Source organism: Erythrobacter crassostreae, assembly GCF_019204045.1.
Taxonomy (GTDB): Bacteria; Pseudomonadota; Alphaproteobacteria; order Sphingomonadales; family Sphingomonadaceae; genus Erythrobacter; species Erythrobacter crassostreae.
The window spans coordinates 1,991,715-2,010,235 of sequence record NZ_JAGSPC010000001.1 but is presented as its reverse complement, the minus strand read 5'-3'; the positions used below and the strand labels follow the sequence as shown (position 1 = coordinate 2,010,235).

The window sequence follows — 18,521 nt, the reverse complement described above, 5'->3', positions numbered from 1 at the left end:
TTTCCATGACCATGCTCAAGAACCCTTCCGCAAAATACCGTCCATTTGGCCAGATAAATCTGCCTGATCGCCAATGGCCATCGCGCCTTATCGAACAAGCGCCGCGTTGGCTCTCTACCGATCTACGCGATGGCAACCAGTCCATCATCGATCCGATGGACGCGGTTAAGAAGCGCCGCTTTTTCGATCTCTTGGTCGAGATTGGCGTTAAAGAAATCGAAGTCGGCTTTCCGAGCGCAGGCGCGACCGAATTCGACTTCATTTCGGGATTAGTAAAGTCGGGTGCGATCCCTGACGATGTGACAGTACAGGTTCTCACGCAGTCGCGCGAAGATCTGATACGCACGTCATTTGAAAGCCTTGCGGGCGCAAAGAAAGCCATCGTCCACCTCTACAACGCCCTAAGCCCGGCATGGCGGGATATCGTGTTTCGTATGTCAAAAGACGAAGTGCGCGAGATTGCCGTCGCGGGCGCCAAGATCATGCGAGATGAAGCGGCAAAGCGCCCAGAGACTGACTGGCATTTCCAATACTCGCCAGAGACGTTCTCGACTGCGGAGCTTGATTTCAGCATTGATGTATGCGCCGCTGTTATGGAGGTGCTCCAGCCCACTCCAGACAAGCCAATCATTCTCAACCTGCCGGCAACGGTCGAGGCTGCGACGCCCAACATTTATGCGGATCAGATAGAGTATTTCTGCCGCAATCTGCCAAGTCGCGAGGCCGCTATAATCTCACTCCATACGCATAATGATCGCGGAACGGGCGTTGCGGCGGCGGAGCTGGGCCTGATGGCCGGCGCGGACCGTGTTGAGGGCTGCCTGTTCGGAAACGGTGAACGCACCGGCAATTGCTGCCTCGTGACCATGGCGCTCAACCTCTACACTCAGGGCATCAATCCTGGCATTGATTTTTCCAATATCGACCGGGTGATCGAGACGGTCGAATATTGCAATGATCTGCCCGTGCATCAGCGGCACCCCTATGGCGGAGAACTGGTCTACACGGCATTTTCCGGCTCACATCAGGACGCAATCAAGAAGGGGTTTGAGGCCAACACAGCGCAAAATGATGAACAATGGCGCGTGCCTTATCTGCCAATCGACCCCGCCGATCTTGGCCGAGATTATGAGGCTGTGATCCGTGTGAATTCGCAGTCTGGCAAAGGCGGATTTGCGTGGGTTCTGGAACAGGATCAGGGGCTTAAACTGCCGAAAAAGATGCAAGCCGATTTCTCGAAACACGTGCAGCTCATGGCCGATCAACTTGGCCGAGAATTGAACGCAGCCGACATTTGGGACGCGTTCAAAAACGCCTATCATGTGAAGACCGATGACCGCCGGTTCAGCCTGGTTGACTATGAAGAAAGCCGCGCTTCTGACGGTACGCGGATCTTTGCAGGCAAGATCGCAGTTGATGGCGGCGAACAAAGCGTCTCGGGCCGCGGCAATGGCCTAATTTCCAGCGTGGTCAGCACTTTGGAGGCCGCCTTCGACCTTGACATCAAGGTGCTTGATTACTCGGAGCACGCGATGGGCACTGGCCGTGACGCACGCGCTGCAGCCTATTTGATGTGCCAATCCGGCGATAAGGTGATCTGGGGATGCGGAATTGACGAAGACATCGCAACTGCAAGTGTCCGGGCCGTGCTGAGCGCAGCGAATTCTTCGGTCGGCTAACTTGTGGCGAGACAATAGATGACTACACGGCGAAAAATCGGATTATCTGTATTCGCCGTCCTTGCGCTTTCCATTGGCGCATTGGTGCTTGCCAGCATATTCGAACCGTCTCTTGATCCTGATTTCGAGAAAAATTTGACGGCGGCGACGCCAGACGAAATGCAGAGCTTGATTGCGAAAGAGGCAGCCAAGCTTGGTGTTACAGCTGTGAGCATTACGGTGATAGACGGCGATCAGGCGCCCGAGAGCCACTATGTCGGACGCGCCAGAGCGGACGGATTGATGCAAGTCGCCAGCCTGTCCAAGGCTGCGGCCGCCGCCTCTATCTTGATTGTGGCTGATCAAAAAGGTGTCGGGCTTGATGATGATATTCGCGAACAGATCACCTCGCTCGACATTGCCGCACTCGAAGGCGGCGATCGGCCTGTCACTCTCCGCCAGTTGCTGTCGCATTCAACTGGTGCGTCACAGTCCGGATACCCCGGTTACGCGCGTGACGCTTCGCTGCCCAGCACTGCGGAGGTCATCAATGACCCCCCACGCATATTTGAGAGCCAGCTAGCCTTTGACGGCGAACCGGGAGAATTCCGATATTCGGGTGGAGGCTATACAATTGCACAATTGTGGGCCGAAGATGTCACGGGCAAAGCCTTCCACAAATTGGCAGAGGAGGTCTTGCTCAAACCGCTGGGCATGGCCGAAAGCACATTCGCACAACCGATTGATGAGGCTGCGATCGCTCCGCTTGTCATTGTTGGCGCCGATGCAGGTTTTGACCCGACCGAAGGCGTTTTCAGCTCACTTGAAGACAGCTGGCATGTGTATCCAGAGCAAGCAGCAGCAGGCCTTTGGACCACGTCACGCGACTACGCCCGGTTCATTGCAGCACTGATGGATGCAGCAACCGGAACCGAAAATGCCATTCCGACAGAAGTCGCGACCGCGATGGTCACTCCTCAGGCGGAGACAAAATGGGAACCGGGGTCGTTCTATGGCTTGGGCATAGTTCTGACGGTGGACGATGCCAAAAACCAAACTGATGTTTGGCACACAGGCGCGAACGCGGGTTACCGTTCATATTTTGTCGCTCGCGCGGTAACGACAGAAACTGCAAGGCGTGTTGTAGTCGTATCAGCCAACACCGCGTCGTCGTCTTATCTTAACAGAGCGATTGGCGATGCATTGATGGCTCGCTGAAAACTTAGTCCTTGAAAGGCTTGCCGCCCTTTTTGGGATAACCGCCTTTACCTGCGGGTTTACCTTTCGGCTTTCCAGAAAATTTGCCTTTCGGTTTGTGCTTTTTGCCTGGCTTCCCTTCGCCGCCTTCCCATGGTTTACCCTTCCCACTTGGGCTGCCACTTGCGTTGTCATGCGGCTTGCCGCCGCCTTTGCGGAATGGCTTTGGTTTCATGTGCCCGCCGCGCTGACCGCCACGCTCAAAGTCGCGCTCACCCGAACCTTCGCGGCGATTGCGCCGGCCAGCATCGCGCGGTGCCTCGTCTGACTGCTCAATATGGACAGGCTGATCATCTTTGTCCGACTCAGCTGTACGCTGAATGGCGTCGTTGAACTTCTCAGCGTGCGCCTTCGGGATTTGGAAGAAGGTTTCGCCTTGCGAGATACGGATCGCTCCGATCTCGTTTCGGGTCACGTGCCCGCGGCGGCAAATAAGGGGCAATATCCAGCGGACATCCGCGTTCTGGCGGCGTCCGATATCCATCTTGAACCAGACCGTATCTTCAAAGCCTGGACGAAGTTTATCCTTCTGCGCAGCCTTGCGCGCTTCCGGCGTATTTGCCGTCAGTTCTTCGGGCTCAGGCATTTTTGCGCGATGTGTTTGGACCAGCATTGACGCAATTTCTTCTGCGCTGCGTTCCGCGAGAATCTTCTGGGCAATTTCGCGGTCAGCATCGTCGATCTCGACCGGCTCCATAAGTTTGGAAAGAAGACGTTCGTGATCCTTTGCCTTGATCGCATCACGATCAGGGGCATCAGTCCATTCCGCATTGATCTTCGCATTTCGCAGCATACTTTCGACGCGGCGGCGGCGCGAAAACGGCACGATCAGTACAGCCGTACCCTTCTTACCTGCACGTCCGGTCCGGCCTGAACGGTGTTGAAGTGTTTCGGCATCGCGGGGAATTTCGACATGCACAACCAAGCTGACGCTCGGAAGATCGATCCCGCGCGCAGCAACGTCAGTGGCCACACAAACCCGGGCACGTTTATCACGCAGCGCCTGAAGCGCCTGATTTCTTTCCTGCTGGGAATGCTCGCCTGAAAGAGCGACCACGCCAAAACCGCGCTCTTGCAGCGTTGCGTGAAGATGACGCACCTTGTCGCGCGTCCCGCAAAATAGAATTGCTGTCTCAGCTTCGTGAAAGCGCAAGAGGTTTACGACGGCATTCTCGATTTCCGGCGGTGAAACAGTGACCGCTTGGTACGTGATGTCGCCGTGACCGCGCTCTTTGCCGATCGTGGCAATCCGCAGCGAGTTAAGCTGATAACGGCGCGCCAGAGCCTCAATTGGACGCGGCATCGTGGCGGAGAACAGGAGCGTCCGGCGGCCTTCAGGTGTCGCGTCCAGAATTGCTTCGAGCTCTTCACGGAAGCCCATATCGAGCATCTCGTCTGCCTCATCCAATACGGCAACGGCGAGCTCGGACAGGTCGAGAGCACCGCGTTCAAGGTGATCGCGAAGACGGCCAGGCGTACCAACAACGATGGTGGCGCCGCTGCGAAGCGCTTTGCGTTCCTGCGAAGGGTTCATTCCGCCAACGCATGTTGCAACGCGCGCGCCGGCTTTGGCGTAAAGCCAGCCGAGTTCGCGGCTGACTTGCAGTGCAAGCTCACGTGTCGGCGCGATCACAAGCGCTTTCGGAGCAATCGAAAAGGGAACTTTGCCGTTCTCGTCCAAGAGCTCATCGGAAAACGCCAATCCGAATGCGACAGTTTTGCCGGATCCGGTTTGCGCAGAAACGACCAAGTCACGCCCGCGTGCTTCCGGCTTCAGAACAGCGGACTGCACGTCTGTGGCGGCCGTATATTCGCGTTCGGTTAAAGCATCGGCAAGCGTCGCGGGAAGATCGGGGAAAGACATAGGTAAAACTCTGGCTGCGCACGCGCGCATGCTTTGCGCGGAACGGGAAAGATTGACCGACAGAATGGATGTAAGCTGGCGGGCGAGACCAACACGTCTCGCGATAGATGAGGCACCTATAGGCGAAGATAACCCGTTTGGCTTGCGAAAAATGCTGCAGCGCAAAATGCGTCACTGCTTTCTTCTGCCCTATGAGTATGTCAGACCCACAAAGTTTCATCAAAAGCGATACGCTGAAAAGCTACGCGACGGGAAAGAATACTAGCATGAACGAAGCCATCCTCGAACCCGATTGGCCTATTATCGATCCCCATCATCACCTGTGGGATTTACGGCCGATGCTGCCGATGTTCCCGGAGCCGCGCCATCGGTTCATCGACGGATTGGTGCCCGTTGCGCATTATACATTTGACCAATTCAATGAGGAGGTGGCGAGCGGTCATAATATCCTCGCGACCATCTTCATGGAGTGCGGCGCATTCTATAATGCGGCCTATGGAGATGCGAAGAAATCTGTCGGCGAAGTCGAGTTTGTGAACGGCGTAGCGGCACAATCAGCGAGTGGTCTTTACGGGAATACCCGCCTTTGCGCAGGCATTGTCGGGCATGCAGATTTATTACTGGGGTCCTCTGCTGGTGAGGCTTTGGATGCATTGCTCGCCGCGTCTCCAAACCGTTTCAAAGGCATCCGTCATCAGGGCGCCTGGGATGCGGATACCGAAGTGTTAGGCCCTCCCTTCCACGCACCGCCTAAACTCTACAAAGACACGAAGTTTCGCGAAGGTTTTACCGAGCTTGGCAAACGCGGGATGAGTTTTGATGCGTGGGTGTTGGAACCGCAATTGCCCGATGTGATCGATCTCGCACGCGCCTTCCCCGATACACCGATCTGCCTTGACCATTGCGGCACTCCTCTTGGCATGGCGAGTTATACCGGAAAGCTGGAAGAGCGTTTCGGCATATGGCGAGAAAACATTATCGAGCTGGGCAAGTGTGACAATGTCATGATCAAACTTGGCGGATTGGCGATGCACAATTGCGCAATGCCGGAAAAGGGCCCTGCAGCGGGCATTGGTTCAGAAGAACTTGCCAAACTTTGGAAGCCGTACATCGAGACGTGTATTGAAGCTTTCGGCACAGACCGGGCGATGTTTGAAAGCAATTATCCGGTGGATCGCTGGGGTGCGACCTACCCAGTACTTTGGAACGCATTCAAACGAATTGCGAGCGGCGCGAGCGCAGATGAGAAGGCAGCGCTTTTTGCTGGGAACGCAGCACGCTTCTACCGCGTTGAAGACATTCTTGCCTGATTGCAATTTGCAACCTAACGCGCAGGCAAGAATGTTCTAGGAGAGACGCATGCCACTTCCCGCCCCATTTGATCGCCTTCGCCTACCCCTGATCGGATCGCCGTTGTTCATTGTATCCGGCCCCGAATTGGTGATCGCACAATGTAAGGCCGGGATCATTGGCAGCTTCCCAGCTCTCAACGCGCGTCCGCAAACGCTGCTTGATGAATGGCTGCACCAAATCACTGAGGAACTTGCGAAGCACAACCGCGAGAACCCAGATCGTCCTGCGGCTCCATTCGCGGTAAACCAAATCGTCCATAGGTCGAATGACCGAGTCATGGCCGATATGGCAACGTGTGAGAAATGGCAGGTTCCACTAGTCATCACGTCATTGGGTGCCCGTACAGAGATATTCGATGCGGTGCGAGGCTGGGGCGGCATCTCGATGCACGATGTCATCAACAACCGCTTTGCTAACAAGGCGATCGAAAAAGGTGCTGACGGTCTCATCCCGGTTGCCGCGGGTGCGGGCGGTCATGCAGGCACGCAATCGCCCTTCGCTTTGATGCAGGAAATCCGCGAATGGTTCGATGGTTTGGTCGCGCTGTCAGGTTCCATCGCCAATGGCGCTTCGGTTCTCTCTGCACAAGCAATGGGCGCGGACTTTGGCTATGCCGGCAGCGCGTTTATCGCGACAGAAGAAGCCAATGCGGATCAGGCTTACAAGCAAGGCATCGTTGATGGCTCAGCAGAAGGCATCGTCTATTCAAACCTATTCACGGGCGTTCACGGGAATTACCTGCGTTCATCGATTGAAAATGCTGGCCTTGATCCCGATGATTTGCCGACCAGTGATCCTTCGAAAATGAATTTCGGTTCCGGTGGCAACACCAAGGCAAAAGCCTGGAAAGACATTTGGGGTTCTGGCCAAGGCATCGGAGCGGTCAAAACACTGGGTACTGTCGAGGACATGGTCGCCCGTATAGAGCGCGAGTACCACGCTGCGAAAGCGCGAATGCTAGCTGACTCTGACTACACGTCTTGGCAAGACTAAATCATCGATCCGATTGGGAAGCGGCCTAAGTCGCTTCCCATAGACTTTCGGCCATCGCGTCCAGCTCCGCAAAATCAAAACCAGTGCCAAGCGGGTCTTTTCGATTCAAGATAAACCGGCGACGCTCTTGAAGCAGCCTTCGCCTCAATGCCGTTTGCAGCAACCGCAAACGCATTAGCACATCGTCTATCGCATCTTCGGCATTCGCCGCGATTGCTGACTTCCAATGCGCCTCAATGCTTCCCACTCGCTCGCAGACAAGTTCATTGTAGGAGCGATGGGGGCCGCGATGCAGCGGCATCCCTGTTCGCAAAGTTGCGGCTTCACTTGCGGGCAGCAACAAACCGTTGAAGCGGAAATCGTCAAAACCGACCGAGCTTCTGCCGATTACCGCGAACATCGAACCGAAGCACGGTTTTGAAAGCAGCTGGAGCGGAAGAAGATGGTGCCGTTGAAGTTCTGGATCGTAACCTGCGGAATGGCTGCGATTGACGCTTCGAAACGAAACGCTTCTTCGGTTGCTCCCGCATCTTAACGATGAAAATCTGCTAGATAAGCCTCCCGTCGCAGCCTTCATTATTCGCGCATAACCCGTACAAAATTGCCATTGCGTGAGGGGCGCATGATCAAATGAGAGCCATCGGGTGCGGTGATCCGTTCGCTTTGTTCTAGCCCGCCGATGATCACGAGTTGATTGACAATCCGTGCGCCCAATCGCGTGGCCTCGACTTTTTCGGACGACAATGGAGCCTCGATGCGCAATTCTTGGCCAATCCAAAAATCAAGGCCAACAGTTTGCAACGCGCCGTCCGACGTTTCCCGAAAGGAAGTGAGGCCAAGCGCAGGAAATGCGCCGCCTTCCAGCCAAGCAGATGCCACGGATTCGAAATAACGCCGTCCAATCAGGCTGCGGGCGGGCTCCCAAACAATCGCAACCAAATCATCAAAGTGACGGATCAGGTCGCATGCCAATGCAATCAAACCTCGCAAAACTGGAACCGAATTGGCACCGCCCGCAAGATGCTGGCCAGGCAACAAATGAATGGCTTCTAAACGGAGAGCAGCAGGCGACTGGTCAACATCATACCGATAATCCGTCGCCGGAATCGATTCCGCTTCTCCCGGGGCAAGACCTCTTAGATCAAACGTCAAACCATCACGCAGAAGCTCAACCCAAAACTCCTCAGTTTCGTCCTCTTGTGATGCCTTAGACCTTTTGAGTGTTTCACCTTCGTTCACAACAAGCTGAAGCGGTTGATCGGCCAGCGGATCGTGGCTTAGGGATGTTGATGACTGAGCATCCGCAAATTCTCTAATCAAAGTCCGGTTGGGCCGTTTGCCTGATGCAAACAGCAAGCGCAGCCCAGTGGCGGGAACATCAACGTTCTGCGTAATTGTCCAAGACCCCCTTAGTCTTGCAAGCGCATCTCAATATCTCGAAATGATCCTGACGTGAAATGTTCGCAGCGTCGAGTCTACAATACCCCATAGCCCACACCGCTCGGCACGTTTGGATCAAAAAAGCCCGAGCTTCAAACCTTCCTCGAAACCGCGGCCAATATTTTCACATTCCTTCAACACCTTGGCTGGCACCGACTTCGTGGCGAGAATGTCCTCCGGCTCCTGCGCAGCGAAGTTGACGATCTTCGGCTCCATCACTCGCTTGAGGCGCCAGCCGGTTACAATGCGGTCGAGTTGCCGTTGGGCTCCTTCCCCGTCAGATCCAGCAGCAATGACCGTTGCATACGCCCGGCCCTCGATCAAACCGAGCACATCGTAATAAACCCGATCGAACATTTCCTTCATCTCGCCGCTCAATGCGCCAAGGTTTTCCGGACACACAAAAACGTAACCCGTTGCAGCGGTCAACATGTCGGACGTGACGTCGTATGCCCTCACCAGTTTGGCACCACCAGCTTCGGCAATCGCATGTGCCATCCTCTCGCTCGCGCCGGTGCGGCTGTGCCAGATGACCAGAAATACTGTTGGATTTGACATAAAAGGCACGAACAACACCGGCCTGTCGATTGTCAATGGCATGCTCTGTTTTGGTTGGCGGCAATAGGGTAACGCTTTGCCATGCCATCCCATTCCCTTTCCCACGTCCTAGGCGTTTCTAAATCTCTTTCCGGAAAAGCGTGGCTTTGGCGCGGCGGGAATATGGATTTGGGTGAAGCGCAAAGCCTTGAGAACGACATATTGTCACAGCTCCTCATCACGCGCGGAGTGGCGCAAGATGACGTTGGCCGCCATGCTGCGCCGACCATGCGGGACTTCCTGCCCGATCCGTCCGAATTTCGAGACATGGATCAGGCTGCAGAGCGGATTGCAAAGGCCGTGCTCGAAAAAGAGCAAGTCACTATCTACGGCGACTATGATGTTGATGGTGCGACGAGCGCTGCTCTTCTCGTAGAGCTACTGCGAAACCTCGGGCTCGAGGCAAGCTATTACATCCCTGATCGATTGTTAGAAGGCTATGGCCCAAGCGGAGAGGCACTGGTCAAGCTAAGTGAAGCGGGCTCGAGCCTCATCGTCACCGTTGATTGCGGTGCAATGGCGTTCGAAGCACTTACCATGGCCCGCGATGTAGGTCTCGACGTGATTGTAGTCGACCATCACAAATGCTCCGCAGAACTTCCTCCGACTGCCGCACTCGTTAACCCGAACAGGCTCGACGAAAGCGATTTGGCGGCAAGTTTTGGTCACCTCGCGGCGGTCGGTGTCGCATTCCTGCTCGGCATAGCTCTGGTCAGAACATTGCGCGCGAAAGATTACTTCCAAGATCGCAAAGAGCCGAACTTGATGGCTCTGCTTGATCTTGTCGCGTTGGGAACCGTCGCCGACGTTGCCGCGCTTCACGGGCTAAACCGCGCATTTGTCTCTCAAGGTCTAAAAGTCCTGACCCGCCGCGATCGCATTGGCATGGCTGCTTTGATGGATGCCAGCCGTCTTAAACGCGCACCTCAAGCCAGCGACCTGGGCTTCGCACTCGGCCCCCGTATCAACGCAGGCGGTCGGATTGGCGAATCAACTCTTGGCGTCCGTTTGCTCACCACAAAAGATCCCGAGGAAGCGCGCGAAATTTCGGAGCAACTTTCGAAGTTAAATGAAGAACGCAGAGCCATCGAGGCCGAAGTTCAGGAAGCAGCCGAGTCCCAACTCGCAGGTCAGCACAATATGGCAGTTCATGTCGTCTCCGGTGATGGATGGCATCCTGGCGTAATCGGGATCGTGGCCGGACGAATTAAAGAGAAAACCGGCAAGCCGTCCATCGTGATCGCCAACGATTCTGACGGAACTGGCAAAGGCTCTGGGAGATCAATCAGCGGCGTCGATTTGGGCGCAGCGATCATAGCTGCACGTGAGCAAGGACTATTGGTCGCAGGCGGCGGTCACGCAATGGCCGCCGGCCTCACCCTTCCGACTGAGAACCTGACCGCATTCATAGAATTTCTCGACACGCGGCTTGCACGCGATGTGGACCGAGCGCGGGCCGAGCAATCCATGAAGCTTGATTTGTCCCTTACGCCCGGAGGGTTAACGCCGGATCTGGTCAATACGCTAGAAACCGCCGGGCCATATGGAGTCGGCTGGCCTGCGCCGCGTGTGGCCGTTGGCCCTGTCCGGATTGTGAAGGCTGACATCGTCGGAAAAGACCACCTTCGCATCATTGCCTCCGGAGAAGATGGCCGGTCATTCAAAGGTATCGCCTTTCGCGCAGCCGAAACCGAATTGGCTCAAACGCTGCTACATCGAAGCAAAGGGCGCCGGTTCCATCTCGCTGGCCGTGTAAAGATTGATGATTGGGGCCCTCGTCCTGCCGCAGAACTCCATCTCGAAGACGCTGCATTCGCCGATTGAGAGGGCATCTGCACAAATTTTCAAGAAACCGATGGATACGGGCTTGACCGATTCATCCTCCACCCCTAGATGCGCGCTCTCGCAAATAAGCGTGGCCCCTTCGTCTAGCGGTTAGGACGCGGCCCTTTCACGGCTGAAACACGGGTTCGATTCCCGTAGGGGTCACCACCTCCCTTCGCTCAAAAGTTGTATGACTTTTTTTGGAAGGCCCTCCCCAAAAATTGCAAATGCTGATCTTCCAAGCTGCGAGGCTTGCCAGTACAGGTTATTGCAATGGGTACCATGCAGACATTTCCCGTAGCAGGCGTATTGCTGGCTGGCGTAACCTTCGTTGCGATGATCCTGCTTGGCTTGGACCCGATCGTCTCGCTGGCTGTGTTTGTGGTTTGGACGGGATCACTTTTGCTGATCTCTGTGCGCCCCGCAGAAGCACCCAAAGTCGTGGTCAAAAAATCCTTCAGCCTCGATTCGATTCGCAGTCTGATCGAGAATTCATCAACGCCGATTATGATCACCGAGAAAAACAGTGTTGCGATGGCCAATGCGGCCGCGCGGCGCATGCTAGGTCAGCATATGCTTGGTCAGGATGCCCGGATGGCATTTCGCCAACCCGAAGCAATCTCTCTGCTGGGTCAGAACCGCAATGGGCGTGCCATCGTGCGCGGATTGGTTCGGCGACAGGATATATGGGAAATAAACCGCCAATCCATTGACGAGAATATGGCTGTCATTGAATTGATCAACCAAACCGCAGAGGCGGACATCAGCCGCGCGCATACGGATTTTGTGGCCAATGCCAGCCATGAACTGCGCACGCCGCTTGCTGCAATCCTCGGCTATGTTGAGACCCTTAGCGAGAGCGGTGACAGTTTGGATTCGCCGACTTCCCAGAAATTCCTGGGTACGATTGAGCGTGAAGGCAAACGCCTGCAAAGCCTGATCAGTGACTTAATGAGCCTTTCGCGTGTCGAAGCCGAGAAGCACGATCTCCCTAGCGATCTGATCTCTCTTGGACCGCTCGTCATAAGGGCCGCATCCGATGCTGCAGGCACTGATCGGATTGACCGCCTTGAATTTGCACTCAATTGCGAAGCGTCTGTGCATGGTGACATGCAACAGCTTGAACAGTTGATCCGCAACCTGGTCGACAACGCGTTGAAATACGGCGCACCTGGCACGCCGGTTAAAGTGATGCTTGATTTCGCAAGGGACAACCATGCGCGTATTTCGGTTGTGGATGAGGGCGAAGGCATCGCCACTGAACAAATCCCGCACCTAACACGCCGGTTTTATCGGACTGATCCTGGCCGCAGCCGAGCCTCTGGCGGCACCGGTTTGGGATTGGCGATCGTCAAACATATTGTGGAACGTCACAGAGGCCGTCTTGGCATTGAGAGCGAACTCGGCAAAGGGACGAGCGTCATCGTTCGACTGCCACTTGCAGATGATCATACAAAAACGCCTGCGAACGCAGAAACAGCGAATTAAAGAACGTCCGCCGAAGAATTGTCATCGCATTGTCTTATTTCCTCAACATCGCAGTTACAAAGACCGAAATTGAATGCTGTCGATAGAGATTCGCACGGGATCAGATAAGAAATCCGTGCGTGACAAAGCAGAATAGAATGCCCGCATTGCACGGGGCCGTCAGGGGAACAGGGTTTAGTTGATGTCGCCTATCACGCTCATTCTGATTGCCATTGGGCTGGGTCTCGTCGGATGGCTGGCGGGCCGCGCGAAAGCGTGGAGTTTCCAAAAAGCTGATCCGGAAGCGCGTCCAGTTGCCCGGCCGGTGTACCACGCGTGGTATGTGGCAGTCTGGATTGTCATTCCTGTCCTGATTTTCGTAGCGATCTGGTCAATTCTCGCACCGCAGCTTGTGACACAAAGCGTGCTCGCATCACCTGCTGCAGCCGCTCTGCCGGAATTTGGTTTTCAGCGCGAAGCGTGGCTTTCGGAAGCCCGCGCCGTGGCAAGCGGCAATGCGATTGGCGTATTCAATGATGCTGCAAAGCCTCTGATTGAGCCATTCCGTGAAGCCATTGACCGTTACAGCCTGATCGGTGTGCTGGTAACGATCTTCATCGGTTTTGCCGGTGGTGCCTATGCATTCCTTCGGATCCGCCCGGATTTCCGTGCTCGGACGCGGGTCGAACGGACCGTCATGGCGGTTTTGCTTCTGGCTTCCCTCGTTGCGATCCTCACAACATTCGGCATTTTCGCCAGTCTTGTATTTGAGACAATCCGGTTCTTCGGGATGGTGTCGCCGATCGATTTCTTCACTGGCACATTCTGGGGCCCGGACCCTATGAGCAGCGCCGACAATCCCGATGGTGCAAAATACGGCGCGATACCTCTATTCTGGGGCACATTGTTCATCGGTGCTATCATCGCGATGATTGTTGCGATCCCGCTTGGATTGATGAGCGCGATCTACCTTACGCAATATGCCAACCCCCGCTTGCGCGCATGGGTTAAGCCTGCTCTCGAGATTCTCGCCGGTGTTCCGACCGTCGTGTACGGTTACTTCGCAGCGCTCACGGTGGCGCCCGCCATACGCGATGCGGCTGTGGCTATCGGGATATCCGGAGCCTCTACAGAAAGCGCACTTGCAGCCGGTGTTGTGATGGGCGTGATGATTATTCCATTCGTATCGTCGATGGCTGACGATTCAATCGCTGCTGTGCCCAGCGCGATGCGCGACGGCAGCTATGCCATGGGCGCGACAAAATCCGAAACGATCAAAAGGGTGCTTTTCCCTGCTGCGCTTCCTGGAATCGTCGCAGGCATCATGCTGGCGATCAGCCGCGCGATCGGTGAAACAATGATTGTCGTGATGGCTGCATCCACCGCCGCCAACCTCAGCGCCAATCCGCTGGACCGCATGACAACGGTTACGGTTCAAATCGTCAAACTGCTGACCGGTGAACAAAGCACCGATCACCCGACCTATCTTAGCGCGTTCGCGCTCGGCTTTACGCTGTTCCTCGTAACGCTGGTTCTCAACATCATCGCCTTGCGCGTCGTTAAGCGGTTCCGTGAAGCCTATGACTGATATCGCATCATCCACAGCCTCAGCCCACGAGCTGGGCCCGACACGAACCCCTGAGTTCGAAAAGCGCCTTGCGAAACGATACCGCAAGGAGCGCAATTTCAAGCGCGTCGGACAAGGGGCGATCATTTTTTCGGTCGCCGTTCTGGTCTTCTTGCTCGGCAATATGTTCATCAACGGCATAGGCGGTTTCCAACGCGCTGAGCTCGAAGTGTCGATCGACTTTGCCGATGCCGGTATCGCGGGCGACGAAACCTCTTTGGCGGAGCCAAGGGCGATACAGATGCTGGAAGCGCAAGGGCTGCCGGACGTGGTGCAATTCTTTGCCGAAAAGGAATTGGGCGAAGTAGGTTCAGCCGAGGTCAGCGACGAGGCATGGCGCGACGTCGCCCTGGCGCTCACTCAAGACCCCTCGCTACTCGGCAAGACTGAAACGTTTTACCTCCCTGCATCGTCTGATCTTGCATCCGGCCTTGCCGGCGAAGGCTCGCCCGAGATGCAAGCCTTGGCAAAAGATCTAGCCGCGTCGGGCAAATTGGCGGAAAACTGGGATGCAGGTTTCCTCTCTCGTTCGGATGCGACAAGCCCTCAATCTGCTGGTATTTGGGGAGCGCTTAAAGGTTCGATCCTGACAATGATCGTGACGTTCGTGCTGGCCTTTCCAATCGGCGTGATGGCGGCGCTCTATCTTGAGGAATACGCGCCGAAGAATCGCTGGACTGACTTGATTGAGGTTTCAATCAACAATCTCGCGGCTGTGCCGTCGATTATCTTCGGTCTGCTGGGCCTCGCTGTGTTTCTGTGGTTGTTTCCGAATTTGCGCTCTGCACCGCTGATTGGCGGTATGACACTCGCGCTGATGACGATGCCGGTCATCGTCATTTCCGGTCGGAACGCGATCAAAGCAGTGCCGCCGTCGATCCGCGATGGTGCGCTCGCAGTCGGGGCCTCACCGGTACAAGTCGTATTCCATCACGTGCTCCCGCTCGCCATGCCGGGCATGCTTACCGGTACAATCATCGGCATGGCCCGCGCTTTGGGAGAGACGGCTCCACTGCTCTTGATCGGTATGCGCGCCTTTGTCGCGACACCACCGGATGGCTTTACCTCCCCATCTACGGTATTGCCGATGCAAATCTTTCTTTGGTCCGATGAAATTGACCGGGGCTTCGTAGAACGTACTAGCGCTGCCATCATCGTCCTCTTGCTGTTCCTCCTGTTGATGAACGGCGTCGCAATTTACCTCCGCAACAAGTTCGAGAAGAGCTGGTGACTGTAATTCACGAAAATCTGAACGACACCGAAGCCAAGATGAGGGCTCGCGATGTCTCGGTCTATTATGGCGATAAGAAAGCGATTGATGAGGTATCGATCGATATCTCGCCCGACTATGTGACGGCCTTCATCGGTCCGTCAGGTTGCGGAAAATCGACTTTCCTTCGCTGCTTTAACCGCATGAACGATACGATCCCTATCGCGAAAGTGGATGGATTGATTGAGCTTGAAGGCGAAGACATCCACTCAAATGTGATGGATGTCGTCCAATTGCGCGCGCGCGTGGGAATGGTGTTTCAAAAGCCGAACCCGTTCCCAAAATCGATCTACGACAACATCGCCTACGGCCCGAAAATTCACGGCCTCGCCGAGAAGAAACCTGACCTTGATGCGATTGTCGAAAAGTCTCTGACACGCGCGGGCCTTTGGGACGAGGTCAAAGACCGGTTAGAAGACTCAGGCACCGCCCTTTCTGGTGGCCAGCAACAACGGCTTTGCATTGCGCGGGCAATTGCGGTCGATCCCGAAGTGATCCTGATGGATGAACCGGCATCAGCCCTTGATCCCATTGCAACGGCAAAGATCGAAGAACTGATTGATGAGCTGTCAGGCCGCTACGCGATCGTCATTGTGACGCACTCAATGCAACAGGCAGCCCGCGTTTCGCAGCGTACCGCTTTTTTCCACCTTGGTAAGATGGTGGAATACGGACGTACTTCGGACATCTTCACCAATCCGATCGAACAAAGAACGCAAGACTATATTACAGGACGGTACGGCTGATGGCAGAGCATACAGTCAAAGCTTTCGATGAGGACATCACCCGGCTGCGCGGATTGATCGCGGAGATGGGGGGCCTCGCCGAAGTGGCAATTCAGGAAGCTCTCGACGCGATGATCCGCGGCGATGCCGAATTGGCCGAGCGAGTGGTCGCCCGCGACAAGAAGATCGACGCGATCGAATCCGAAGTCGACAAGCTGGCCGTTCGTATCATCGCTTTGCGCGCACCGATGGCGGACGACTTGCGCGAAGTGATTGCCGCACTGAAAATTGCAGGCGTCGTTGAGCGGATTGGTGACTATTCCAAGAACATCGCCAAACGTGTGAACATGATTGAAGGTCGCGACCGTTTTGAGCCGCTGACGCTGATCCCAGCAATGGGTGATCTTGCTTGCGAAATGGTGCATGATGTCCTCACCGCCTATGCGGCGCGTGATCCGGAGCTGGCGCGAGAAGTGATTGCGACAGATGCAAAGGTCGATGCCTTTTACAACAGTATTTTCCGCAACCTTGTCAGTCACATGGTTGAAAATCCTGCGACAATCTCGAGTGCGGCCCAGTTGCTTTTCGTGGCTCGTAATCTTGAGCGTATCGGTGATCACGCCACCAACGTAGCCGAGATGGTTCACTTTGCTGCGACAGGCTTCTATCCGCCAGAAGACGACGAAAACTGATTGCTTTCGGGTTTGGGGATAAGTTGCCGAGGCGCTTTTCATCAAACTGTAGCGAAGGGGAAACATAGTGTCCGGAGCGCTTGCGATTGCGTTCGCAAGCTAGGGGTTAGGGAGATTCTCTCACATGTCTGCGGCCAAATTGCTACTTGTCGAAGACGATCCGGCTCTCTCCGAATTGCTCGAATACCGCTTTCAAAATGAAGGCTATGATGTTCGCACGACCAGCGATGGCGATGAAGCTTTGGTCCTGGCGAGCGAAGATGTGCCCGATCTCATCATCCTCGATTGGATGATCGAAGGCACCAGCGGGATCGAAGTGTGCCGCCGCCTGCGCCGCGACAAAGAAACATCGCATGTGCCGATCATCATGCTCACCGCCCGCGAAGCCGAAGATGACCGCGTGCGTGGTTTGGAAACCGGTGCGGATGACTACCTGACCAAGCCTTTCAGTCCGCGAGAGCTGCTGGCCCGTGTTGCTGCGGTTATGCGGCGGATCCGCCCTGCCTTGGCTGGGGAAACCATTGAAGCTGGTGACATAATGCTCGATCCTGTTGCACACAAAGTGCAGCGGCGCGGGCAGCCGCTCCAGCTTGGCCCGACAGAGTACCGGCTGCTGAAATTCTTTATGGAAAGCCCAGGCCGTGTGTTCAGCCGTGGCCAATTGCTCGATGGTGTCTGGGGTACAGGCTCCGACATCGAATTGCGCACTGTGGATGTGCACATTCGCCGCCTTCGCAAGGCAATCGAAGTAGATGGGGTGAAGGACCCGATCCGTACGGTTCGCTCTGCCGGATACGCGCTTGAGCCTAGCTGACAGGCTCTATCGGCACGCGCCGCTCCAGCGGCTCTGTTGATCAAAATGAAAATGATCTGCGTGGGCCGCGTTGTAGTCGGGCGAGAGCACTGTGGCGAATGCTCCGCAGGCTCCATCACGCACCTCGCGCAAGAATTTGCGTTCGTCCGCGTCACCGTTCCAATCCCTCAGAACGCTGATCCGGCGACCATCCTTCAGAACGAAGGCCGCGATGTCGATGGCGTTGCTTGTCGCATGTTCGCTCCACGGCCCCTCGTCGCGGCCATATAGGCGGCGGCAGGAATATGCGCCGAGGTGCTCAATCGTCGCAAGATCACTTCCAAAGATTGTACGAGCTGCTGGCGCGACGCTTTTCGCGCGCCACACTTCCAGACCGGCGGCAACGGGGCATGTGACAGCGGGCGTGCTTGGCGCCAGAGGATAGTCTGACAGTTGGGTTCGGTCGCTGCGCTCGCATGCGCCGTCTCCGCTGGTCGGCAAGACTCCGAAAACCACTTCGCTCCGCTCCAGCGTGGCTCTGCACATTTCAACATTATCTTTGAGCGCCACCATCTTCGTCGCTGTCGCCATTCCAATCGGATCGCGCAGATCGAGCGGTGCCCATGGATTATGCTGCGGATGGCGCTCCAACCAACCCCAACCAGCAATAGCGACTGCGAAGAGGGCCAAGAGCCAGATCGCTCTTCGATCACCCTTAAAGCGCCCAACCTTCCGGCTGATCTTAAATGCGTTTTTGCGAGTCATACTCGGCGCTTAATGAAAGTCGCGTGATTTGGGAATGATCCGATGATTGCGCGGATGGCCTGTCACGTTTGGCAATTGATCGATCATATCTCGCGGTTTCAACGGCTCTTTCTCGCCCGACGGTTTGCGGCTGATAAGCGGCGCATTGACATGGTCTGCCCGTGCCACCGGTGCATTCAACATATCATCAGAAAGC

Annotated in this window: 17 protein-coding genes and 1 tRNA gene; 12 read left to right on the top strand and 6 right to left on the bottom strand. The window is 55.6% G+C overall.

Annotated elements, in window-relative coordinates; all coding sequences use genetic code 11:
• Positions 1–5: 5 nt before the first annotated feature.
• Together leuA and KCG46_RS09830 are read left to right on the top strand one after the other, a co-directional pair.
• Complete coding sequence (gene leuA, locus KCG46_RS09835; protein WP_218405048.1) at positions 6–1,679, top strand: 2-isopropylmalate synthase; 1,674 nt, start codon at positions 6–8, stop codon at positions 1,677–1,679.
• Between the two features lie 18 nt (positions 1,680–1,697).
• Positions 1,698–2,876 (top strand): serine hydrolase domain-containing protein, encoded by a 1,179-nt coding sequence (locus KCG46_RS09830; protein WP_218405047.1) that lies wholly within the window; start codon positions 1,698–1,700, stop codon positions 2,874–2,876.
• 4 nt (positions 2,877–2,880) lie between these two features.
• On the opposite strand, the gene KCG46_RS09825 is transcribed toward KCG46_RS09830, so the two are convergent.
• Entirely contained in the window at positions 2,881–4,779 is a 1,899-nt protein-coding gene (locus KCG46_RS09825; protein WP_218405046.1) for a DEAD/DEAH box helicase, read from the bottom strand.
• A gap of 266 nt (positions 4,780–5,045) precedes the next feature.
• Between KCG46_RS09825 and KCG46_RS09820 the strand changes: the two genes are divergently transcribed.
• Together KCG46_RS09820 and KCG46_RS09815 are read left to right on the top strand one after the other, a co-directional pair.
• Entirely contained in the window at positions 5,046–6,089 is a 1,044-nt protein-coding gene (locus KCG46_RS09820; protein ID WP_218405045.1) for an amidohydrolase family protein, read from the top strand.
• A 49-nt stretch (positions 6,090–6,138) separates the two neighbouring features.
• Positions 6,139–7,125, top strand: coding sequence for an NAD(P)H-dependent flavin oxidoreductase (locus KCG46_RS09815; RefSeq protein WP_218405044.1), 987 nt, complete (start codon positions 6,139–6,141; stop codon positions 7,123–7,125).
• Positions 7,126–7,150: 25 nt separating this feature from the next.
• Here KCG46_RS09815 and KCG46_RS09810 read toward each other — a convergent pair whose 3' ends face one another.
• From KCG46_RS09810 to KCG46_RS09800, 3 genes are all read right to left on the bottom strand, one after another.
• Entirely contained in the window at positions 7,151–7,702 is a 552-nt protein-coding gene (locus KCG46_RS09810) for an AHH domain-containing protein (RefSeq protein ID WP_218405043.1), read from the bottom strand.
• Positions 7,702–8,445, bottom strand: a complete 744-nt coding sequence (locus tag KCG46_RS09805; RefSeq protein ID WP_218405042.1) for a hypothetical protein — start codon at positions 8,443–8,445, stop codon at positions 7,702–7,704. The genes KCG46_RS09810 and KCG46_RS09805 overlap by 1 nt, the downstream gene beginning before the upstream one ends.
• Before the next feature lie 195 nt (positions 8,446–8,640).
• A complete protein-coding gene (locus tag KCG46_RS09800; protein WP_218405406.1) occupies positions 8,641–9,123 on the bottom strand; it encodes a flavodoxin family protein in 483 nt (160 codons plus the stop codon).
• 81 nt (positions 9,124–9,204) lie between these two features.
• Here KCG46_RS09800 and recJ point away from each other — a divergent pair, with 81 nt between their 5' ends.
• The 8 genes from recJ to phoB all read left to right on the top strand — a co-directional run bounded on the left by recJ (position 9,205) and on the right by phoB (position 17,581).
• Positions 9,205–10,986, top strand: a complete 1,782-nt coding sequence (recJ, locus tag KCG46_RS09795; RefSeq protein WP_218405041.1) for a single-stranded-DNA-specific exonuclease RecJ — start codon at positions 9,205–9,207, stop codon at positions 10,984–10,986.
• 93 nt (positions 10,987–11,079) lie between these two features.
• A tRNA-Glu gene (locus KCG46_RS09790) sits at positions 11,080–11,154 on the top strand.
• 114 nt (positions 11,155–11,268) lie between these two features.
• Complete coding sequence (locus KCG46_RS09785; RefSeq protein ID WP_255551858.1) at positions 11,269–12,474, top strand: sensor histidine kinase; 1,206 nt, start codon at positions 11,269–11,271, stop codon at positions 12,472–12,474.
• A 181-nt stretch (positions 12,475–12,655) separates the two neighbouring features.
• Positions 12,656–14,041: a phosphate ABC transporter permease subunit PstC gene (pstC, locus tag KCG46_RS09780; RefSeq protein WP_218405039.1), complete on the top strand. Its 1,386-nt coding sequence runs from the start codon at positions 12,656–12,658 to the stop codon at positions 14,039–14,041.
• Positions 14,034–15,311: a phosphate ABC transporter permease PstA gene (gene pstA, locus KCG46_RS09775; RefSeq protein ID WP_218405038.1), complete on the top strand. Its 1,278-nt coding sequence runs from the start codon at positions 14,034–14,036 to the stop codon at positions 15,309–15,311. The genes pstC and pstA overlap by 8 nt, the downstream gene beginning before the upstream one ends.
• A gap of 38 nt (positions 15,312–15,349) precedes the next feature.
• On the top strand, positions 15,350–16,096 hold the full coding sequence (pstB, locus tag KCG46_RS09770; protein ID WP_255551955.1) for a phosphate ABC transporter ATP-binding protein PstB: 747 nt from the start codon (positions 15,350–15,352) through the stop codon (positions 16,094–16,096).
• The gene (gene phoU, locus KCG46_RS09765) at positions 16,096–16,767 is read left to right on the top strand and encodes a phosphate signaling complex protein PhoU (protein ID WP_218405036.1); all 672 of its coding nucleotides are present in this window, start codon (positions 16,096–16,098) and stop codon (positions 16,765–16,767) included. The genes pstB and phoU overlap by 1 nt, the downstream gene beginning before the upstream one ends.
• A 124-nt stretch (positions 16,768–16,891) precedes the next feature.
• Positions 16,892–17,581, top strand: a complete 690-nt coding sequence (gene phoB / locus KCG46_RS09760) for a phosphate regulon transcriptional regulator PhoB (RefSeq protein ID WP_218405035.1) — start codon at positions 16,892–16,894, stop codon at positions 17,579–17,581.
• Between the two features lie 6 nt (positions 17,582–17,587).
• Here the strand turns inward: phoB and KCG46_RS09755 are convergent, their stop codons facing one another.
• Together KCG46_RS09755 and KCG46_RS12760 are read right to left on the bottom strand one after the other, a co-directional pair.
• Positions 17,588–18,325, bottom strand: a complete 738-nt coding sequence (locus KCG46_RS09755) for an extensin-like domain-containing protein (protein WP_218405034.1) — start codon at positions 18,323–18,325, stop codon at positions 17,588–17,590.
• 9 nt (positions 18,326–18,334) lie between these two features.
• Entirely contained in the window at positions 18,335–18,508 is a 174-nt protein-coding gene (locus KCG46_RS12760) for a hypothetical protein (RefSeq protein WP_439648826.1), read from the bottom strand.
• Positions 18,509–18,521: the final 13 nt, after the last annotated feature.